General features: G+C 40.3%; 14 protein-coding genes and 2 pseudogenes. 14 read left to right on the top strand and 2 right to left on the bottom strand.

Annotated features, from left to right (window positions below):
- The first annotated feature begins 70 nt into the window (after positions 1 to 70).
- The 7 genes and pseudogenes from PGR74_RS07115 to PGR74_RS07145 all read left to right on the top strand — a co-directional run.
- A complete protein-coding gene (locus PGR74_RS07115; protein ID WP_041505150.1) occupies positions 71 to 979 on the top strand; it encodes a Gfo/Idh/MocA family protein in 909 nt (302 codons plus the stop codon).
- 12 nt (positions 980 to 991) lie between these two features.
- Positions 992 to 2,113, top strand: coding sequence for a DegT/DnrJ/EryC1/StrS family aminotransferase (locus PGR74_RS07120; protein WP_181416522.1), 1,122 nt, complete (start codon positions 992 to 994; stop codon positions 2,111 to 2,113).
- 2 nt (positions 2,114 to 2,115) lie between these two features.
- Entirely contained in the window at positions 2,116 to 2,712 is a 597-nt protein-coding gene (locus PGR74_RS07125) for an acyltransferase (RefSeq protein ID WP_052634856.1), read from the top strand.
- A gap of 1 nt (position 2,713) precedes the next feature.
- Positions 2,714 to 3,982, top strand: coding sequence for a nucleotide sugar dehydrogenase (locus PGR74_RS07130; RefSeq protein WP_235375109.1), 1,269 nt, complete (start codon positions 2,714 to 2,716; stop codon positions 3,980 to 3,982).
- Positions 3,983 to 4,021: 39 nt separating this feature from the next.
- Positions 4,022 to 5,521, top strand: a complete 1,500-nt coding sequence (locus tag PGR74_RS07135; protein ID WP_052634859.1) for a lipopolysaccharide biosynthesis protein — start codon at positions 4,022 to 4,024, stop codon at positions 5,519 to 5,521.
- A 4-nt stretch (positions 5,522 to 5,525) separates the two neighbouring features.
- A complete protein-coding gene (locus PGR74_RS07140) occupies positions 5,526 to 6,725 on the top strand; it encodes a glycosyltransferase (RefSeq protein WP_041504414.1) in 1,200 nt (399 codons plus the stop codon).
- Positions 6,726 to 7,105: 380 nt separating this feature from the next.
- A pseudogene (locus PGR74_RS07145) lies at positions 7,106 to 7,576 on the top strand (metallophosphoesterase family protein); the annotation flags it as partial.
- A 7-nt stretch (positions 7,577 to 7,583) separates the two neighbouring features.
- Here PGR74_RS07145 and PGR74_RS14130 read toward each other — a convergent pair.
- Positions 7,584 to 7,968, bottom strand: a pseudogene (locus tag PGR74_RS14130) (type I restriction enzyme HsdR N-terminal domain-containing protein); the annotation flags it as partial.
- Positions 7,969 to 9,061: 1,093 nt separating this feature from the next.
- On the opposite strand from PGR74_RS14130, the gene PGR74_RS07150 reads away from it, so the two are divergent.
- Positions 9,062 to 9,631: an RNA polymerase sigma-70 factor gene (locus tag PGR74_RS07150; protein ID WP_235375110.1), complete on the top strand. Its 570-nt coding sequence runs from the start codon at positions 9,062 to 9,064 to the stop codon at positions 9,629 to 9,631.
- Between the two features lie 82 nt (positions 9,632 to 9,713).
- The gene (locus tag PGR74_RS07155) at positions 9,714 to 10,100 is read left to right on the top strand and encodes a hypothetical protein (protein ID WP_270516878.1); all 387 of its coding nucleotides are present in this window, start codon (positions 9,714 to 9,716) and stop codon (positions 10,098 to 10,100) included.
- 142 nt (positions 10,101 to 10,242) lie between these two features.
- Here PGR74_RS07155 and PGR74_RS07160 read toward each other — a convergent pair whose 3' ends face one another.
- Positions 10,243 to 10,569, bottom strand: a complete 327-nt coding sequence (locus tag PGR74_RS07160; RefSeq protein WP_041504417.1) for a cupin domain-containing protein — start codon at positions 10,567 to 10,569, stop codon at positions 10,243 to 10,245.
- A gap of 310 nt (positions 10,570 to 10,879) precedes the next feature.
- Between PGR74_RS07160 and PGR74_RS07165 the strand changes: the two genes are divergently transcribed.
- The 5 genes from PGR74_RS07165 to PGR74_RS07185 all read left to right on the top strand — a co-directional run bounded on the left by PGR74_RS07165 (position 10,880) and on the right by PGR74_RS07185 (position 19,491).
- Entirely contained in the window at positions 10,880 to 12,055 is a 1,176-nt protein-coding gene (locus PGR74_RS07165; protein ID WP_052634861.1) for a FecR family protein, read from the top strand.
- Positions 12,056 to 12,140: 85 nt separating this feature from the next.
- Entirely contained in the window at positions 12,141 to 15,506 is a 3,366-nt protein-coding gene (locus PGR74_RS07170; protein ID WP_041504418.1) for a SusC/RagA family TonB-linked outer membrane protein, read from the top strand.
- 17 nt (positions 15,507 to 15,523) lie between these two features.
- Positions 15,524 to 17,110: a RagB/SusD family nutrient uptake outer membrane protein gene (locus PGR74_RS07175; protein ID WP_041505152.1), complete on the top strand. Its 1,587-nt coding sequence runs from the start codon at positions 15,524 to 15,526 to the stop codon at positions 17,108 to 17,110.
- A gap of 24 nt (positions 17,111 to 17,134) precedes the next feature.
- Positions 17,135 to 17,893, top strand: a complete 759-nt coding sequence (locus PGR74_RS07180; RefSeq protein WP_041505153.1) for a DUF4843 domain-containing protein — start codon at positions 17,135 to 17,137, stop codon at positions 17,891 to 17,893.
- A gap of 20 nt (positions 17,894 to 17,913) precedes the next feature.
- Positions 17,914 to 19,491 carry a PKD-like family lipoprotein gene (locus PGR74_RS07185; protein WP_270516879.1) on the top strand — a complete coding sequence of 526 codons (1,578 nt, stop codon included), beginning with the start codon at positions 17,914 to 17,916 and terminating at the stop codon, positions 19,489 to 19,491.
- The last annotated feature ends 79 nt before the right edge of the window (positions 19,492 to 19,570 follow it).

Consider the following 19,570-nt stretch of genomic DNA (forward strand, 5'->3'; position numbering starts at 1 on the left):
AACCATAAAGGAATGGTTTGGGTAGATTTAAATAGACTCTGAAAATTAAGGTGAATATAATATTTTGTTGATGAAACGTTTAGGCTTTATTGGAGTGGCGGGATATGTGGCGACTCGCCATCTTGCTGCCATGAAAAGTTTGGGATGCGATTTGGTCATGGCTCATGATTTGTCTGATAGTGTGGGCGTTATTGATAGTTATTTCCCTGACGCTTATTTTACCACTGATTATGAGACGTTTGTAAAGGCGATTGAAAAGAGTGTGGATTACCTGGCCGTGTGTACCCCCAATCATCTTCATTATAAACACTCTATTATGGGCTTGAGAGCTGGAGCAGATGTTATTTGCGAGAAGCCTTTGGCATTGAATGGTGAGGAACTTTTTATAATGAGAGAGGCTGAGATACAATCAGGACATCGCGTATATCCGATTTTGCAATTGCGGCTTCACCCTGAAATAGTACGCTTAAAGCAACTGGTTGACATACAGTCATCTGATTGCATACATGATGTTGAACTTACTTATGTGGTTCCTCGCGGAAAATGGTATGCCGAATCATGGAAAGGTGACCTGTCCCGCAGTGGCGGATTAATACTGAATATTGGGGTTCACTTCATTGATATGTTGCTATGGGTGTTCGGAAGCATGGATAATTTCTATGTGCATCACTCCGCTTCCGATTGCATTGCCGGGGTAATGCTACTTAAACGAGCCAGAGTGAAGTTCTTTTTGAGTATCAACCGTACGTATGCGGCCGATCAGTCTTCCTGTCGCAGGCTTGATATTGATGGCGAAAAGTTTGATTTTTCTAATGGTTTTTCTAATCTCCACACACTCTGTTACGAACGTATTTTTCAAGGAGATGGTTTCTCTATTGCTGACGCTGCACCTGCCATTGAGACAGCTTCAATGATACAAAAGGAGTCTGTTTCTGCATTGACAGGAGATTGCCATCCCTTTGTCCGGTTTGTATTTTAAATTCTATTTCCGATGATAAAGATGGTTGATCTCCAGGCACAATATTCTGATTTGCGAGACAAAATGGATTGCGCCGTGGGTGATGTCATGATTGGCGGCTCGTTTATCAATGGAACCGATGTACATGCTTTTGAGGTTGAGTTGGCTGAGTATGTCGGTGCCCGGCATTGCATAGGATGTGCCAATGGTACCGATGCGATTATTCTGGCTTTGATGGCTGTCGGATTGTGTCCTGGTGATGAAGTTATTATTCCCTCTTTTTCGTTTGTTTCCGCTGCAGAGGCGGTAGTTCTTCTTGGAGGGCATCCGGTATTTGCCGATGTCAATCCTATTACGTTTAATATTGATTATGAAAGTGTGATACGGTTGATTACTTCTCGTACTAAAGCCATCATTCCAACACATTTGTTTGGTCAGCCATGTGACATGGAGCGGATTATGGAGATAGCTGACAGATATCGGCTCGTGGTAATAGAGGATAATGCTCAGTCGTTGGGATCCCGATTCGTGTTTTCCGATAAAAGTAGTCGATATGCAGGAACGATAGGTTTGGTCGGTTGTACATCTTTCTTTCCGAGCAAAGTGCTTGGGTGCTTTGGTGACGGTGGTGCGTTGTTTACTGATGATCCTGAGCTTGCTCATAAGATTAAGTCGCTTGCTAATCATGGACAAGGTGTAAAATATCATCATTATTATGTTGGTTTAAATTCCCGTCTTGATACCTTACAGGCTGCGGTATTGAGGGTTAAGCTACCTCATCTTGACCGATGGATTGCTCATCGGCGTCATGCGGCTGCTGTTTATACAGCCATGTTGTCAGATGTCCCTATGATTCAGACTCCTGTTGAGGCTGTTTTCGGAACCCATATATATCATCAGTACACACTAAAAGTTCCTTCCGAAACTCGCGATAGCCTGCGCAGGGCATTAAAGGAAGCCGGTATCGAATCTATGGTTTATTATCCTAAGCCGTTACATTTGCAGCCAGCCTACCATAAGGCGTGTTCGATGGATAAGAAAATAACAAATGCCTTAACACTTTCTGAATCCGTTTTGTCTATTCCTATGCATGGAAATATTACAGAAGATGATCAAAGGATTGTGATAGAGGCTATAAAGAATTTTTACAAGTAAGTATGTGTAATTATTGTGAATGTACGGATGATATATTTATTCATCCTACTGCGGTAGTTGATCCGGGAGCAAGAATAGGACGCGGATGTAAGATTTGGCATTTTTCTCATGTCATGTGCGGAGCTGTTCTTGGTGATATCTGCAATTTGGGGCAGAATGTTATGATAGCATCTGGTGTCACTATTGGGCGAAATGTTAAGATTCAGAACAATGTGTCTCTGTATGAAGGAGTCATTTGCGAGGATGATGTCTTTTTAGGTCCCTCGTGTGTCTTTACTAATGTCCGCAATCCTCGCAGCGAGATTTCCCGGCGAGGAAATTATGAGAAAACGATTGTGCGTAGGGGGGCTACCATTGGTGCTAATGCAACCGTGGTTTGCGGAGTGACAATTGGTTGCTATGCATTTATTGCAGCTGGATGTGTGGTAACTCATAATGTTCCTGATTATGCTGTAGTGATCGGTGTACCAAGTCGGCAGATTGGTTGGATGAGTCGTTATGGCCATATGCTTGAGTTTGACTGTAATGATAATGCCGTGTGTCCTGAGTCGGGAATAAAGTATCATCGGTGTGGTAATGTGATTTTTGAATATGAATGACATGAGTACGATATTTCAGCGTCTTCTTGATCGAGAGACTTCTGTGGCTGTTATTGGGCTTGGGTATGTGGGTGCTCCTGTTGCGTTGGAGTTTTCCAAAATCTTTAATGTGATAGCTTATGACATATCCGAGTCCCGTGTGAATCATCTTCGTGACGAATGTGTTCATTTATCACAGTCGTTGAATGTCACATCCTCTGATAGTGCTCTTGACGATGCGTCCCTCTTTATTGTGACGGTAGGTACTCCCGTTGACAGGTACATGCGTCCCGATTTATCTCAGCTCATGTCTGCTACGCGTACTGTCGGTCTTCATTTACAGTTAGGTGATTATGTCGTGTATGAGTCTACGGTGTATCCTGGTTGTACAGAGTCTGAGTGTGTGCCATTGTTGGAAAAAATCTCGGGATTAAGGTGTGGCATTGATTTTAAAGTTGGTTATTCTCCTGAACGTATAAATCCCGGTGATTCGGCGCATACTTTATCTAATACTCCGAAAGTTGTGTCAGGCATTGATAAGGCTGCCACTGAGGAATTACAGAAAATTTACGGCTATGTTATTACAGCCGGTGTACATGCGGCTTCCTCCATTAAGGTGGCCGAGGCGTCAAAAATCGTAGAGAATGTTCAACGTGCAGTTAATATTGCATTGGTGAACGAATTGTCCGCATTATTTTCGCATATGGGGATGAGCCTGCGCGAGGTGCTCGATTTGGCTTCTACAAAATGGAATTTTTCCTCTTATGCTCCCGGTTTGGTTGGCGGGCATTGTATCCCTGTAGATCCGTATTATTTAATTTCCGAAGCTCGTCATTGGGGAATGGATTTACCTTTGATCAAGTATAGTTGTGTAGTAAACGATGGTATGTCAGACTATATAGCCCGTTCGGTACTTGATAGGATTGACCTGTCTCGCCCAAAGCCGGCAAAGGCATTGATAATGGGAGTCACCTATAAAGATAATTCCGATGATATTCGCAATCCGGCCGTATTCCGTCTTAGGGAATTGTTAATGGCGGGTGGCGTTGCGATCGATCTGGTAGACCCTCATGCTGATATGGCTAATGTCAAAAAAGTTTTTGGGGTTGATATGTCCTCAAATATCTGTCCCCCTTATAATGTTGTCATTGTTACTGTAGGACATAGCGATTTTTTGGATTTGGACGAAAACTATTTCTTATCGATAACCATTGACAAGGATGCTTTGTTAGCTGATTTGAAAGGAATTTATCGAGGTCGTATAAAGAATATGAAATATTGGACATTGTGATTGTTGTGCCGAATGATTATGTGTAAAAACGTCAAGAATATGCCTCCTGCAATGGGCGAGAGCCGTACGGCAGTTACAGCGTGGCTTGGTCTGGCTAATATGGCATCTTTTTGTATGTCACTGGCATTGGCGTCAATATTGAGCCGTTTCATGGATCAATCCGCTTACGGTACATACTGCCAAATATTCTATGTATATAACACGTTGTTGATTATATTTTCTTTGGGCCTTCCCAAGAGTTATTCCTATTTCTTGACATTGGTGCCGGTTAACGAAGGACGTTCAGTGGTCTGTAAGCTTAATATGCTGTTTATGTTGCTTGGTGCATTGTTTTCCCTGACCTTATTTTGCGGATCCGGATGGATTGCCGGGTTACTGGGCAATCCTATGTTAGACCAGTATATTCGCTGCTTCTCTCCAGTACCCTTGTTGCTAATGCCGGTTATTGGTGTCGAGGGTGTCCTTACGGTCTATAAGAAGACTCGGCTTATTTTTATTTATGTGTTGATAAGTCGTTTGGTAACGCTGGTATGTGTGGTAATGGCAGTGACGGTTTTTGACACCGGGATTAAAGGTGCAGTTACAGGTTTTGTGGTTGCATCGGCACTGACATGTGCCGTCGGCCTGCTATTGATGTATATTCCTTTCTCTGGTATTGGGTCTGTGTGCAGTTCGCTAAGGCTTGTCGATGTTTTCAGGTTCTCTTTGCCTGTTTTTTATGCAGGAATATATGGATTCATCATATTGTCGTCAAGCCCGTTTTTTGTAAGCCGATATTTTGGAGAATGTGAATTTGCCGTATTCGCCAACGGATTTCGTGAATTACCGTTGGCGAACATGATTGTCAGTGCTGTCGGGACTGTTATGCTGCCTGAGTTTTTGAGAATGCGCTGCGCCGGTACTTCTAAAAGTGAGTACGTATCGTTGTGGAACAGGACAGTCTATAAATCAGCGGCATTGATATATCCGGTGGCTATATATTGTTTTATTTTCGCCGAGGATATAATGATGTTTTTGTTTGGGAATGGTTATCAAGATGCGGCACATCTGTTTCGCATCATTACAGTAGTTAATTTTGTTCGAGTGCTTCCCTACGGTCCGATAATGTTTGCGGTCGGAAAGGGAAATGTTTTTGCAAATATTCATTTGTTTATTGCCATCCTGATTGTCTGTCTCGATATCGTCTGTGTTCGATTTTTTCCGTCTTTTACCGGTATTGCCGTGATATTTGTCTCCACTACCATATTATGCCTGATTCTTCTGATGAAATCTATCTCCCGTATGTTCGATGTCAGTCTTTCTCGCATGATACCGTGGGGTGGCCTTGTCAGGTTGTTGGTGAGTTCATTGTTAGCTGGTTTGGTGTCTAAGGTAATTTTGGAATTGTGCAATGCTAATGGTGAATTGGTTCGTTTTGTCATTGGCTCATTTGCCTATCTCATGGTTTATATTTTTGTCTCTCGCATTGCCGGCATCAGATATTTTTCTTTAATAAAGTCGGTGTTGTCCACGTTTAGATTAAAAACAAACAATCCATAACGTTATGAATATATTGATAATATCTAATTACTTTTTCCCGAATAATAGAATAGCTTCTTTTCGGATTAATGCTTTTGCCAAATATTTTCATGAAGTCGGTTATGAAGTGACTGTAGTTACTGAAGGTTGTTGTGATTATACGACGTTTTGGGAGGGGTGTGAAATACATTATCTTAAGGATCCTGTTATTTCTGAACAGCAATTGCACCAATATTTGCAATCTCGGCGGAAGTGGGTTCCCCGGCGTATTGTTCGGGCTTTGGAATACCGTTTGACGCTTGATGACAAACGTTTATGGCGTATTAGGGCTCAAAAACGTGTGAAAACGCTGTTTGATAGCAGGAAATTTGATGTGGTATTGACTACTTATGGGATGTTGTCACCGCACATGATCGCTTTGGCTATGCGTAGGAAGGGATATCAGTTTTATTGGGTAGCTGACATGCGTGACGAGATGTCGAAGATTAAATGGCCGAAAGACAGGTGGAAAATATCCCGTAGACTTGCGGGGCCTGAACGTCGGATATTGAATAATGCCGATTTAGTGTTGTCTGTGTCGAAGCCGATTCTAGACGATTTCCGGGCTATGACTATACATGATCGCTTTCTTGAGATCAGAAATGGCTATGACTATGAAGAAGTTCATGAAACCAATTTCCAAAACCACTTCACTATGGGATATATAGGTCACTTTTATGGCCAGATAACTCCTGATAATTGGTTTAAGGCTTATTCTGAATTAATATGTGAAGGACGGTTACCGGCCGACAGTAAAATAAAGATAGTAGGAAATTATATGAAGTTGAATATTCCCGATTCCATAAAGTCTAATGTTGAGGAACTTGATGCTGTAATCCATGATGAAGCCATAAGGATATCAGTTTATGAAACAGATGTCTTAGTCATGGTACATCCCAAAGGGCGCAAGGGAGTTTATTCAGGAAAGCTTCTTGATTATCTGGCTACTAATAAGCCAATTATAGCTATGTATGATCCTACTGATGTTGTTGGTGCTTTAATGGAGGAGACCAAGGCAGGCTTTGTAGTAGACGAGTCTGATATAAAAGGCATTAAAGAGGTCATTATGAAGTGCTATCGTATATGGCAAAATCGTGAAGTTTTGCCTCGTAATTGGGATAATATTCGTCAATATTCGCGTCGTTATCAGACTCGTTTGCTTATTGATTATCTTGCTTCCAGGTGATTATGTGTTTTTTATAATGGATTGGGAAAGTACTTTTGTAGCCCAACTAAATTTTTTAGTTCTTTGTGGCAAAAGAAATCTTATTTATGAGCATTAACATGAAGAAGAATAAGCGTAAAACTACGTGCTACCCATTATCTTTGACAGTCCTGAGAAAACCTTACACTCGATAGATAGACAGCAGACCCACGCTGAAATCCGCGTAGGAAACCGCCTGTGCCATTCTCGAGTGTTTTGATAATTTCTCAGGTTCTCAAAGACAAGAATGAAGCACACGCTTCTTACAATATTTTCCGTTTACATCGACAATCGCAGGATGCTTCCCACCGCTTATCGCAATCAATATAATATCTTTAGTCGTCCAAATCAAAAGAAAAGCAATGATACGAATCGGACTTTTATCGGACATCCACGCCTGGTGGGACGAGCGATACAAACAATACTTTGCTGAATGCGACGAAATCTGGCACGCGAGCGACATCGGTTCCGCCGAGGTAGCCGACCGCCTTTCGGCATTCCGCCTCCCGTGCGCAGTATATGGCAACATCGACGGCCAGGACCTGAGACAACGCTTTCCGTTGTTGAATCGTTTCACCGTAGATGGAACCGACATACTGATAAAGCACATCGGAGGCTATCCCGGCAAGTACGCCCCTTCCATCGTCGGCACATTGTTAGTGCGCCCGCTACGTTTGTTCGTCAGCGGACACTCGCATATCCTCAAAGTCAAATACGACCGCAGCCTGAATATGCTCCAGATTAACCCCGGAGCAGCCGGACGTTACGGTTTCCATAAGGTACGCACGCTGGTGCGCTTCTGCATCGACGTCGGAGAATTCAAAGACCTGGAAGCGAGAATGGAAACTCATCCATTCCGAAAGTTCTCTCCTTATCCGTCCGAAAGTCATGTTCCGCAAAACCTTCTCCGTTTGAACTGAAAGCAAAATTCACATCAAGCATTTAGCATATTCCATAGCCTGTTGCAGCCCATGCGAAACAGGGTGATTGGTGTTTTTAGTCTATAGACAGCTATGGGAGTTGCCTTGTTTGCATAGAGCACATAGTCTGCGAATTTCGGCTTTTCACGATGCACAAAATTACCATGCAAGTTGATTTTACCATCGGTAAACTTAACATGCTGTTCCATGAAGATACTATCTTTCGTCCATTAATTGCTAATGATGGCATAGTTGATATAGCGGAACTTTATATCTTCCTCTGTAAGCTCGTGACAGATGCCCATATTCAAATAATATTTATTATTATTTCTATGCTTAAGCATAGTTGACGTTTATGTTTCGCACTAAATACGGCTTAATTTCAAAACAGGTGTATTATATATCTTTTGATAAGAATATCATAGCTCTGTTTTTGCTTGTTCTATATTAAATTTGAGCATAAAAAATACACCAATATTTACGATGAAGGATACATGAAGCTGCAAAAATTGAATCCTTTGATATTTCAATGGAATCAATATTCAAAGCAATGGCAAATCTATGCTGTGATAGTTATTATTGCTTTCGGGAAACTAACAAGCAACGGGAACTTTACGGTACCATATTCATAAGAAAGCAATATATAACAATTATATATCAGACTTATATAGAATGTATTTCGGTTCAAGCGTGGGAACTGTTAGAGTTATCTGTTTCAGAGGTTCTGGTAAACCTGTGGTACAAGATAAAACGACACTCCACGCTAAACCTATATACGTTTTCATATATACGAAAAGCATGAACGTTTGTAACGCTAATCCCCGTATCACTTGAAATATATCAGATTTCTAAAAACGGGATAAAGCTAAACGCTTCCATAACCAAATATGCTTGTTGCTCGGTATTCCTAACAACACGACGGATATTGTTAATTTTAAGCATTCAACAAACGTTCATAAGGGTGTCACGTCACAAAATTAATATAAGTGTCTGATAACGCATTAAAAATTGTCCTTTCTTATGATATTATTTATTTTTATTTTTTTCGATTTTGGAACGAGAGGGAGGGTTCTTCATGTTGATTTGGACGTTCGAGAACCGTCATCCGAGTTATCACGGGATGCTTCCGATTTAAGGTATGACGAGGGGAACTTATTTTTTTCTAAAATAGAGCGATTATAAAGATTAAATTTGATCTACTTTAAACCAAATTGTGTAGTTGCTGGTATTGGATATAATTGTAATAATATTTGATAATTTGTAGTTGATGAGTTGAAATAATTTTAATATTTTTGAAAATTCCAATAAATGGATTTTGTAAGCTAAAATAAAAACCGGGATTAAAGATATAAGGAGTTGATAGTTAAATCAAAGGAAGACAACATTTATATTGAGGGATTGAAAAAAAGAGATCCCGAAGCGTACGAAATAGTATTTAAAATGTACTATAAGGTGCTTGTCTTGTTTGTGGAGAGACATATTGGGGATCGGAATACGGCCAAGGATTTGGTTCAGGATATTTTTTTAAAATTGTATGAAAATAGTTCTTCTTTTCCGAATGATTTTAATTTGAAATCTTGGCTGTATTGTCTGGCCCGGAATGCCGCCATCGATTATTTACGACATTTGAAAGTAATGGATCGTAATAAGTTTTTGATGGCGGAAGCGATGCTCTACGCGGCCGATATTGATAAATGTGTGGATGAAAGATTGTACGCGAAGATACAAAGTGCAATCGAGACATTACCGGATCAATGTAAGCGAATCGTTTTAATGAGCGTTGTCGAAGGGAAAAAATATTGGGAGATTTCTAATGAATTGGGGATTACGATGAATACCGTCCGTACCCAGATTGCTCGCGGGTATAAAAAGTTGAGAGAACAATTGAGTGATGATAACATGGCTGTTTTCTTGCTGATGGGGTTGTTTGCGATTGCGAAAGAGAAGGAAATCGTTTGGCAAAATTAACGGGTACATCGAAATAGGAGTCTTTGAATTTGCATAAAAGAAAAGTCAAGATTAACTTTGAAAGTCATTTAAACAAAGAATAATGAAAAATATCGGTTTTGTCGGGTTCGTTATTTTTTTAGGGATGCTACTCTCTTGCAGTAAAGGGGAGGATTCTCCTTATAATTCGAAAAATGTGGAGTATGCTGTCGGTTTATCCGAAGATACGATCGTGTTGGGGCAGTCTGTGACGGTTTTAGCAGAAATAAATCAACCTTTATCTATGTCCGTTTACGTGGAAAAGAAGGATAAAATTCAAACTTATATAGGGAAAATAGAATCTCCTAAAGGAAGTTTGGAATGGACGCCGAAGCGGGAAGAAGTGGATTGGGGGGAGAATTATATTGTTGTCCGTGTCTATTATTCATCATCACATAGTATATCCAAGTATACACCGATCTATATAAAAGAATCCGTCGATGGGGATTGACGGATGGAGAAGGAATATGATTTCGGTACTCGTTATGAAACGGCTCTAAAATAGAGATATTTAGCCTGTAATGAAGTTTGTTTGCAGGTTGAATTGCCATTAGATCACTACCGATGGATTTATTTATCAGGGTTATTTCCGGTTATCCTTTGATCATCGTAAGTAACATCTTAAACCGTTCGACAGCATTTAGGGCGTGAGGAGTGTTTGCCGGCATGATAATCGCTTCGCCGATTCCTAAGATAAATGATTTTTTATCGATGTAAATTTGGGCTCTCCCGTCGAGAATTTGCACCAAAGCATCGAACGGAGCCGTGGGTTCACTTAAACTTTGTCCTTTATCGAAAGAGAATAGGGTGATATTACCTGCCTCATTCTTAATGATTTGTTTGCTGATGATACCCTGATCGGCGTATTCAATCATTTTTCCCATATTCAGGATACCTGCATGGAGATCTGTCGATTTCATATGATCTTTTTTTTGATAACGCAATAGAATGATTAGAGTTTATTTTATAATATTAATAATATTGAAATAATAGAAATATAGATAAAGTATAAAGTTGTCGGAACGTACGATTCATTTTTGTTAATAGGCCCGTTAAGGGGCTTCTTTTATGAATGTGCGGTATGCGCCAATAGCTTGTTGCCACTAATTTGTTGTATGGCAAAGGGGTATGATAAAAATATTTTTTCAAAAAAAATATTGAAAAATTTTGTCACACAAAACAAAAGGGTCTCCGTTTTAGAGTATAAAAAGATAAAAGTATTGTGTATAAATGGAGATTTCAACGATTCTAATTTATAGGAAAATAGAAGGAACCTTGTCGGAGGAAGAGAATCGGAGGTTTGAAACGTGGCTAAACGAGAGTAAGTTGCATCGGCGATACTTCGAAAAGATGAAGAGAATGAACGAGATGCCAAAAGCCCAACAGCTTTCAGAAGAAGAGATTGAGGCAGCTTGGATCGTATTTGCTCGTAAGCTGAAGAAAAAACAACGATTGAGCTATTTTCATCGGCCGATGTTTGTCTATTGGAGTGCCGTGGCCGTGATATGTATAGGGTTGTATATCTTTATTTTGTTGAATGTTAAAGATGACAAATCTTTAAGGGCTGTTCCTACTGTACATCGGATAACGCCAGGACACAGGGATGCCATTTTGTATTTATCGGATGGTAGTCAACACCGTTTAGGTAAACAAAATAATTCTTTCCAAGAAAAATCAGGTATTGAAGTAAAGGTAGATAGTACTCGTTTGGTGTATTCCGCTCGGATACAAAAGACGGACTCTATGCGGAAATTGATCTTTCACAAGTTGGATGTTCCAAGAGGTGGGGAGTATACGGTAGATTTGGAAGATGGAAGCAAGGTATACATAAATTCGGAATCTTGTTTGACTTACCCGGTTGCTTTTGTCGGAACGAGTCGTGAAATTTATTTGGAAGGCGAGGCCTATTTCGAGATACAAAAAGATACCCTTCGTCCTTTTATCGTGCATGCCGGGGACATGGAGATTACCGTTTTGGGAACGAGCTTTGGGGTGACTTGCTACAGAGACGAGGAGGAGGTGCATACAACTTTAGTACAGGGAAAGGTTGAGGTGAACTTTAAGAGCAAGTCGGGCCCTCTTTATATTTTGGAACCGGGTATGCAGCTCCGGTACGATAAGAAATGCGATTTAGTAGTGAAAAAGCAGGTGGATGTTCAGGAGTATGTAGCTTGGCATGATGGGAAATACGTCTTTAAGAAAAAGCGCTTGGAGGATATATTAACGATTTTATCCCGGTGGTATAACTTTACGGTCTTTTATCAAAATGCCGATGCGAAGGAAGCTTTGTTTTCTGGGGAGTTGAAGCGTTTTGATAATTTCAATTATATCCTTCATTTGTTGGAGGAGGTAGGTGATGTGAGATTTGCGGTGGATAAAAATGTAGTGAAAGTACGAAAACGATAAGACAGGAGAATCGTCTTCTCCTGTCTTCAAAGGAGATAAGTTTGCCGACTTGCTCCTTAGGTGTCTAATTTAACTATACAAATTTATGAAAAAAAGAAGAAAACTGTACAGACCTTTGCAAAAAAGGTGGTGTCGTAAGGTGCTATTATGTATGAAACCCCTTTGTTTATTTTTGTTAGTGTTCAATCTGGGATTGAATGCAGCGGTACATTCCCAAGATCAAAGAGTGAGTGTAAAATTGAAAGATGCCGGTATCGAAGAGTTGATTTCAGCTATAAAGAGTCAATGTGAGGTCGGTTTTTTGTATGACTATAATAAAGTGAAACGGGTTAATTCCATTACCGTTGATATGCAGAATGCTTTGCTAAAGGAGGTGTTGGATGCGGCGTTAAAGGGAACGGGCTTTAAGGCTGAAATAGAAAATGATATGATCATTATCAAAGAAACGGTTGCGAAAGATGAAAAGAAAGAAGTTCGAATTGCCGGTAAAGTCATGGATGAGAAGAAGATTCCGCTTCCCGGTGTTGCAATTGTGATTAAAGGTACACATTTGGGAACTACTACAGGTGTAGACGGAAAGTATTCGTTGAGATTGCCGGATGTGAAAGATATTACATTGATATTTAAGTTTTTGGGGATGGAAACTCAGGAAATTAAATATACCGGACAAGATACGATTAACGTAACCATGAAGGAGGAAAAGCAGAGATTGAAAGATGTGGTTGTAACGGGATACAACACGATACGAAAGGAGAGTTTTACCGGAAACGTGACTAAGGTAACCAAGGAACAATTAATGAAGACCAATAATAAGAGTTTGATCGGGGCTCTTCAAATATTTGATCCTTCTGTTCGTTTGAAAGACAACTCGATTTGGGGGTCTGACCCTAATGCTTTACCCGAATTCAATATCCGGGGTGAGTCCAGTATTGCTATGGCAAAAGGTTTGGATGTGGAATATGCCAAAAAAACACAGCGGACCAACGTCCAGGATAACCCGAATCTTCCGGTCTTTATTTTGGATGGATTCGAGGCGTCCGCTCAAAAAATATACGATATGGATATGAACCGTATCGAGAGCGTGACAATTTTGAAAGATGCTGCTGCTACGGCTATGTACGGTTCGAGAGCTGCGAACGGTGTGATCGTTATTACGACTGTCGCTCCTCAACCCGGGGAGATGAGAATTACTTATAGTTTCACGGGTGAAGTGGTATTACCGGATTTATCCGATTACAATTTGTGTAATGCTGCTGAAAAGCTGGAAGTGGAGAGGTTGTCCGGAGTTTTTTCCGATGATGTGTACGGGGAGATGGAATATAATAAGAAATTGACGGAGGTGTTGCGGGGGGTAGATACGGACTGGTTGGCTCTTCCTTTACGTAATGTATTTAATCATAAACATAGTTTCTATTTGGAGGGCGGTGTCGAAAGTGTACGGTATGGTTTGGACTTCAATTATGATAGTAACGACGGAGCGATGAGAGGATCGTATCGTAGTCGTGCGGGAGCCGGCTTAACGGTGGATTTTCGTTACAAGGACAAACTTCAGATTCGTAATTATGTCTCTTACACGATGACTCGCTCGGAGGATTCACCGTACGGAACATTCAATGAATACGCCAATAAACAACCTTATCTTGCTTATAAAGGTGATGACGGTAAATTGTTGTCCCAATTGACGGACGGAACTACGAATCCCTTGTGGAAGACCACGTTGGAAAGTTATTCCGGAAAAGGACATATTTATGATTTAACCGATAATCTGGATATTAACTGGTATATTTTGGAAGGACTTCAGTTTAAGGGGCAGTTTAGTGTTACGAAAAATGATTCCAAAACCGAGTCTTTTAAGGATCCGGACGATCCCTCTTACCAGTATACGGCAATTAAAGAGAAAGGGCAATTATCCCGTTCTTTGTCGACGGGATATAATTGGAATATAAACGCTATGTTTTATTATAATCGTGCTTTTGGTAAACATTTCGTTAATGCGACGATGGGGTTGAACATTAAGGAATCCAAAACGGAAGGTTATAATATGCTTTTTAAAGGATTCCAATTAGGAACGATGAATACTCCTGCCTTTGCGGCTACACAACCGGATAAAACGGACGTTTCCAGAAACCAAGACCGGTTATTTGCCTTTTTGGCTTCGGTGAATTATTCGTTGGATAATATCTATTTGTTGGATGCTTCTGTTCGTTTCGACGGTTCTTCTCAATTCGGGTCGGATAAGCGTTTTGCTCCTTTCTGGTCTGTCGGGCTCGGAGTAAATTTCCATAACTATAAATGGCTGCAAGATCACTGGCTTATAAGTACATTGAGGATTCGCGGATCTTACGGAAGTACGGGTAAGGTGAATTTCCAACCTTATACGGCCGTTACTACCTATGAAACGGATGCCGATAGCTGGTATTATACCGGTCCGGCGACTAAATTGGTTTATTTGGGAAATACGGATTTGACCTGGGAAAAGACAAATACATTGGATTTCGGTATTAACTTGGGATTTTTTAATGATCGTTATACTATAGAGGCTAACTATTACCACAAGAAAACAAATGATTTGATCGATCAGGTAACCATTCGTTCTTCATCCGGTTTCGATCAATATTACACCAATTCGGGTAGTGTGGTAAATAAGGGATTCGAGGTGAATCTAAGCGCTACCGTGTTTCAGAATGATAAATGGGTAGTTACTTTAACCGGTAATATGGCGGGTAATAAGAATGAGATTACCTCTCTCGGTAAATCGACGGAAGAGTATAATAGAAAATTGAACGAAGAGTACGATTCCAGTTGGCCTTCTTATGGAAGAGAATTCATGGCTACACCTTTTACCCAGTATTATGTAGGAGCTTCGACCACCGCTATTTATGCCGTACGATCAGCGGGCATTGATCCGGCAAACGGTAAAGAGAAATTTATCAAGAAAAACGGAACCAGTTCTTATACTTGGTGTGCGGACGATCAGGTTGTCGTGGGAGATCAAAGTCCTACCGCTAACGGAACTTTTGGAATCAATGTGAATTATCGCGGATTTTACGTGAATGCTTATTTTTCTTACCAATGGGGCTCCCAGTCTTATAACGAAACTTTACGGGCAAAAGTGGAGAATGCTAATATAAAGGATAATAACGTGGATAAACGGGTTCTTTCACAGAGGTGGAAGAAACCGGGGGATATTGCGCCTTATATCGATTTGACTAATAATACGACAACCAAACCGACTTCGCGTTTGGTTCAGGATGATGATTATCTGACGTTTAGCAGTTTATCTGTCGGGTATGATTTCAAAAGAGAATTGTTGCAAAAAATTAGCTTGACCTCTCTTGGAATCCGGTTCAATGCAAATGATTTATGTAGGTGGTCAACAATAAAAGAAGAGCGGGGAACCAGTTATCCGTATGCTAAGAATTATAGTTTTACCATTAGTGTAGGTTTCTAATTTTTAAGATTAATCATATGAAAATTATAAATATAATAGTAGTATTGTCTGCTTTGACTCTCGCGTCTTGTGAGGAGTGGCTGGATTTGAAACCGGATACTCAGGCGACCGAAGAACAAGTTTTCTCAACATCGGCCGGATATCACTCCGTATTGAACGGATTATATAAATCTATGGGATCCTCTAATTTGTACGGGGTTGAATTGGCATTTGGAATGGTGGATTGTATGTCTCAGCAATATTCTTTGAAAATTGCCAACAACGTGACCAGTAGGCAACTGTATATCGACGCGGGAGATTTCAATTATACCAGCAGTTATTTAACACCGACGATTGAAGCCGTGTGGTTAGCAGCTTTTAATGTGATTGCCAATGCCAATAATCTGATACAAAATGTGGAAAACGCATCCGAGGATTTGTTTAAGGAGGGAAAGATGGAGAAAGATATGATCTTGGGTGAAGCTTATGCCTGTCGGGCTTTGATGCATTTTGATATGTTGCGTCTGTTTGCACCGGCGCCGGTACATGATGATAACCAGATATATGTTCCTTATGTCGATCGTTACCCGAATATTCAAGCGAGCGGTATAACCGTTACGCCTTTTTTGGAGAAAGTAATTACCGATTTGGAAAAAGGACGGGATCTGGTAAAAGAGTGGGATACTTCGGAGATCGGTGTCGGTTTGCAGATTACGGGTAAAGCTCGTTTTAATAATCAATTTTCTTTTGGAACCGTTATCTATGATGATTATTCGAACGGTTCAAAAATAGATGCTTTTTTTAAAGGAAGAGGCTATCGTTTGAATTATTATGCCATTACGGCATTGTTGGCCCGTGTATATCAATATGCCGGAAAGCATCTGGAGGCTTTTAATTGTGCCAAGGAGATTATGGATTTCCAAGTGAAAGATTACTACGGACTGCAATCTGCTTTTGGAAAGGATGATTACAATGGAATTCGTAGAGGCGATTGGGATTCCAAGACCGATTTGAAGGTTATCTCTAATTTGATTTTTGCCGTGTACAATGAAAAGGCGTATAACGACTTAGGCCTGGAGTATTTCTTTAAACGGGAATTTTATAGCGGTTCCTATCCGACGTGGTTGGTTATCAATCAAGATGTACAAAAGATATTTTATACCCGAGGAGGAGTTGATGAGTCTAAAACCGACTATCGCGCTCTCAATATGATCTTCTACGCGACTAACAGCAATGGGCAGTATCCGATTTCTGGAAAATGGTTTATCAGTGAGAACGAGGAAACCCGGGACGAAAATCTATGTGTTCTTCCCGTTATCCGGGCTACGGAAATGCGTTATATCATGGCTGAATATCATGCACGTAACGGAGACTTCGGTGAAGCTCAGAATATATTGAACGATATTCGGGAAAAGAGAGGATGTACGGAAAAAATAACGGTTGGTAGTTGGAACGATTTTGTAGATGAATTGATCAGAGATGCTCGTCGGGAATGGATTTCCGAAGGACAGCTTTTCTATCTGTACAAGCGTTTGGATGCTAATATCGATTTTGGAAAAAATGTTGTACGTCCGATGAGTCGGAGCGAGTATTTGGTACCGATTCCAAGTAACCAGAGTTTATAATTATTGATTGTAAAAATAGAAATTATGAAAAAGTATTTATTTCCACTTTCCATCTTAATAACCCTGTTCTTCTTTTCTTGTGATGAAGATAAGGTTTTGACATTCCATGATGGGCACGAAATATTTTTCGATAAGTTTTATATGAATGCCTTTTCTCCCGGAACGGAAGAAGCAGATTCCACGGTAACCTCTTTTTTCTTTTATCCGGAAGGAACGACGGACATAACGGTTCCTGTTGAAGTTCAGCTTTCAGGAACTCCTTTGACTTCTGAGATTAAGTTCGGATTGAGGGTCATAGAGGAGGAGACAACGGCTAATCCGAATGAATACGATTTGGATGATTTTTACGTTTTCCATACGAACACCATAGGAGAAGATGCTAAGGTGATAAAAGATACGATATATATCAAGTTGATTAAATCGGATCGTTTAGATGATCTACCGGAAGGTGTACGCCTTGTAGTAGAGTTGGTTCCGCCTGATGGCGTGGGCTTGGGACAGGTAGAACGCAGACGGGCGAAAATTATTATGACTTCAGTTGCGATGCAACCGGAGTGGTGGACACAGGAGGTCGTGGACGGATTGTTAGGAAAATATTCGCAAAAGAAATACCAGCTTTTCTTGAATAATGTTGATAAAGAGGCTCGAATGGGGAAAGAGTTGATAGAAGAACATCCGGATGAGGCGATCAAATTGGTAATGGAATTTAAGGAGTGGTTGGCTGAACAGCCGATAGAGGACATTACCGACATTGATGGTAGTATAATCGAAGTTGCAATTTAATCTGATTAACAATGAATTCTATGAAAAATATAGTTTTATTAGGTTGTCTTCTTTTAGCATCTCTTTTGACTGGGTGTTTTAAAGACGAAGGTAATTATACATATAAAGATTTGGGACTCGCTCCGAAATGGATCATAGACCCGAATACCGAGCCGATACGAATCAACGGAACGCAAGGTGAAATGATGAAATTCATGCCTCAAGGCAAGGATTTTACTTTTGGTGAGGATTCTGTGGCAGCATTGGATATTTTCCGGTATGAATGGGAGGTCAACGGTACAATTATCTCGGAAGAGTCCAATTTCGAAATGAAAACGGATACCGTGATGGCAAGAGCGAATTTAAATAAAGCCAAAACAGGCGTAACCGGAATATTACGTATTATCAATAAACAAAATGGTATTACCTATATAGGAAGAGCTTATCTTGGGTTCCGGCCGAAATTTTATATCGGAAGTTTTGTCGTGGTGTCTGATAAAAATACGGATGCGACCAAATGTTCTTATTTCCGTTTGAAAACAAGATACGACGGTCCTAATTTGGTTTACGAGTATTTTATGGAAGATGATCTTTATTATCAAATGAATGGGGAAGATATTCCGGGTAAACCGCTTAAGATACGGAATTGTTTGGCACCGCATATTTCGTCTACTTCGGGAGCTTCTCTTATTACGACGACAGAAGGAGTATACCAGTTAAATAATGAGACGTTTACGATGTATACCGATATGAAAGACGAGTTTTTGAATGGAACTCCGGATAATTTTAAGCCGGCTGATGCGTTTGACAACTTGCGTCTTTCCTGTATCGCTACGCAAGACGGACGTATTTTCAAAAGACAAATGTCAGAGAATTATTTGACCGGAAAATACTTGTCAGATCCTTATTTTATTGATAGCAAGGGATATAAAGTAACTAAATTTAGTACTTACGTGTCCCGGGATCGTGAGCCTCTTTGTTTTGACGAGAAAAACAGAAGGGTATTGATTATCCAATCCGAAAATAATGGTATGAATGCTACAATACGTCCCTTGGTTAAGGGTGACGGAAATTATTATCCTTTTCCTCTTTGGGAGATTCCGGCCGATGTGGATGTAATACACTTGTGTCCGACTTATGATCGCAAAACTTATGTGTCCGGGAATGCTATTTATTACAATCAGGGAGGTAAAACCTACAAGTATGATTTCAGGTTTAGCTCTTCCGATATGAAAGTGTTGGAGAACACGGAGTCGGCTCCCGTTGCTTTACCGGTGTATTTGACGTCGGAGGACATACTTATGACCTTCGGATGTTATTCCGGTCCTGCGAATAAAATGGTTTATGCTAAAGGCAATGAAATACATTGTATTAATTTCGGGGAGAATTATTCGGATAAACTATGGATCTCTGTCGATTCTAAAGTTACGGTACTACTATATACTGTTGTTTATAATAGTTATAAATATATGGTTGTCGGATGCGAGAATGGAGATGTTATGGTTTATGCTGTCGATAATGAGTTGCTTACTTATAGATTGGTATCGAAAGCGAATGTCGGAGGAAGAGTTGCGGGTATTAACGAAACCGGTTTCTATTATGGAGCGGATACCTTTTAATCACTATTATAAAGTAAATCTATTGTATGGAAGAATCAATCGTAAAAGTTGAGAATTTATCCCATCGTTACACGATCCA

Source organism: Sanguibacteroides sp. AM78-02pH3A (assembly GCF_027666085.1).
GTDB lineage: Bacteria > Bacteroidota > Bacteroidia > Bacteroidales > Marinifilaceae > Gabonibacter > Gabonibacter massiliensis.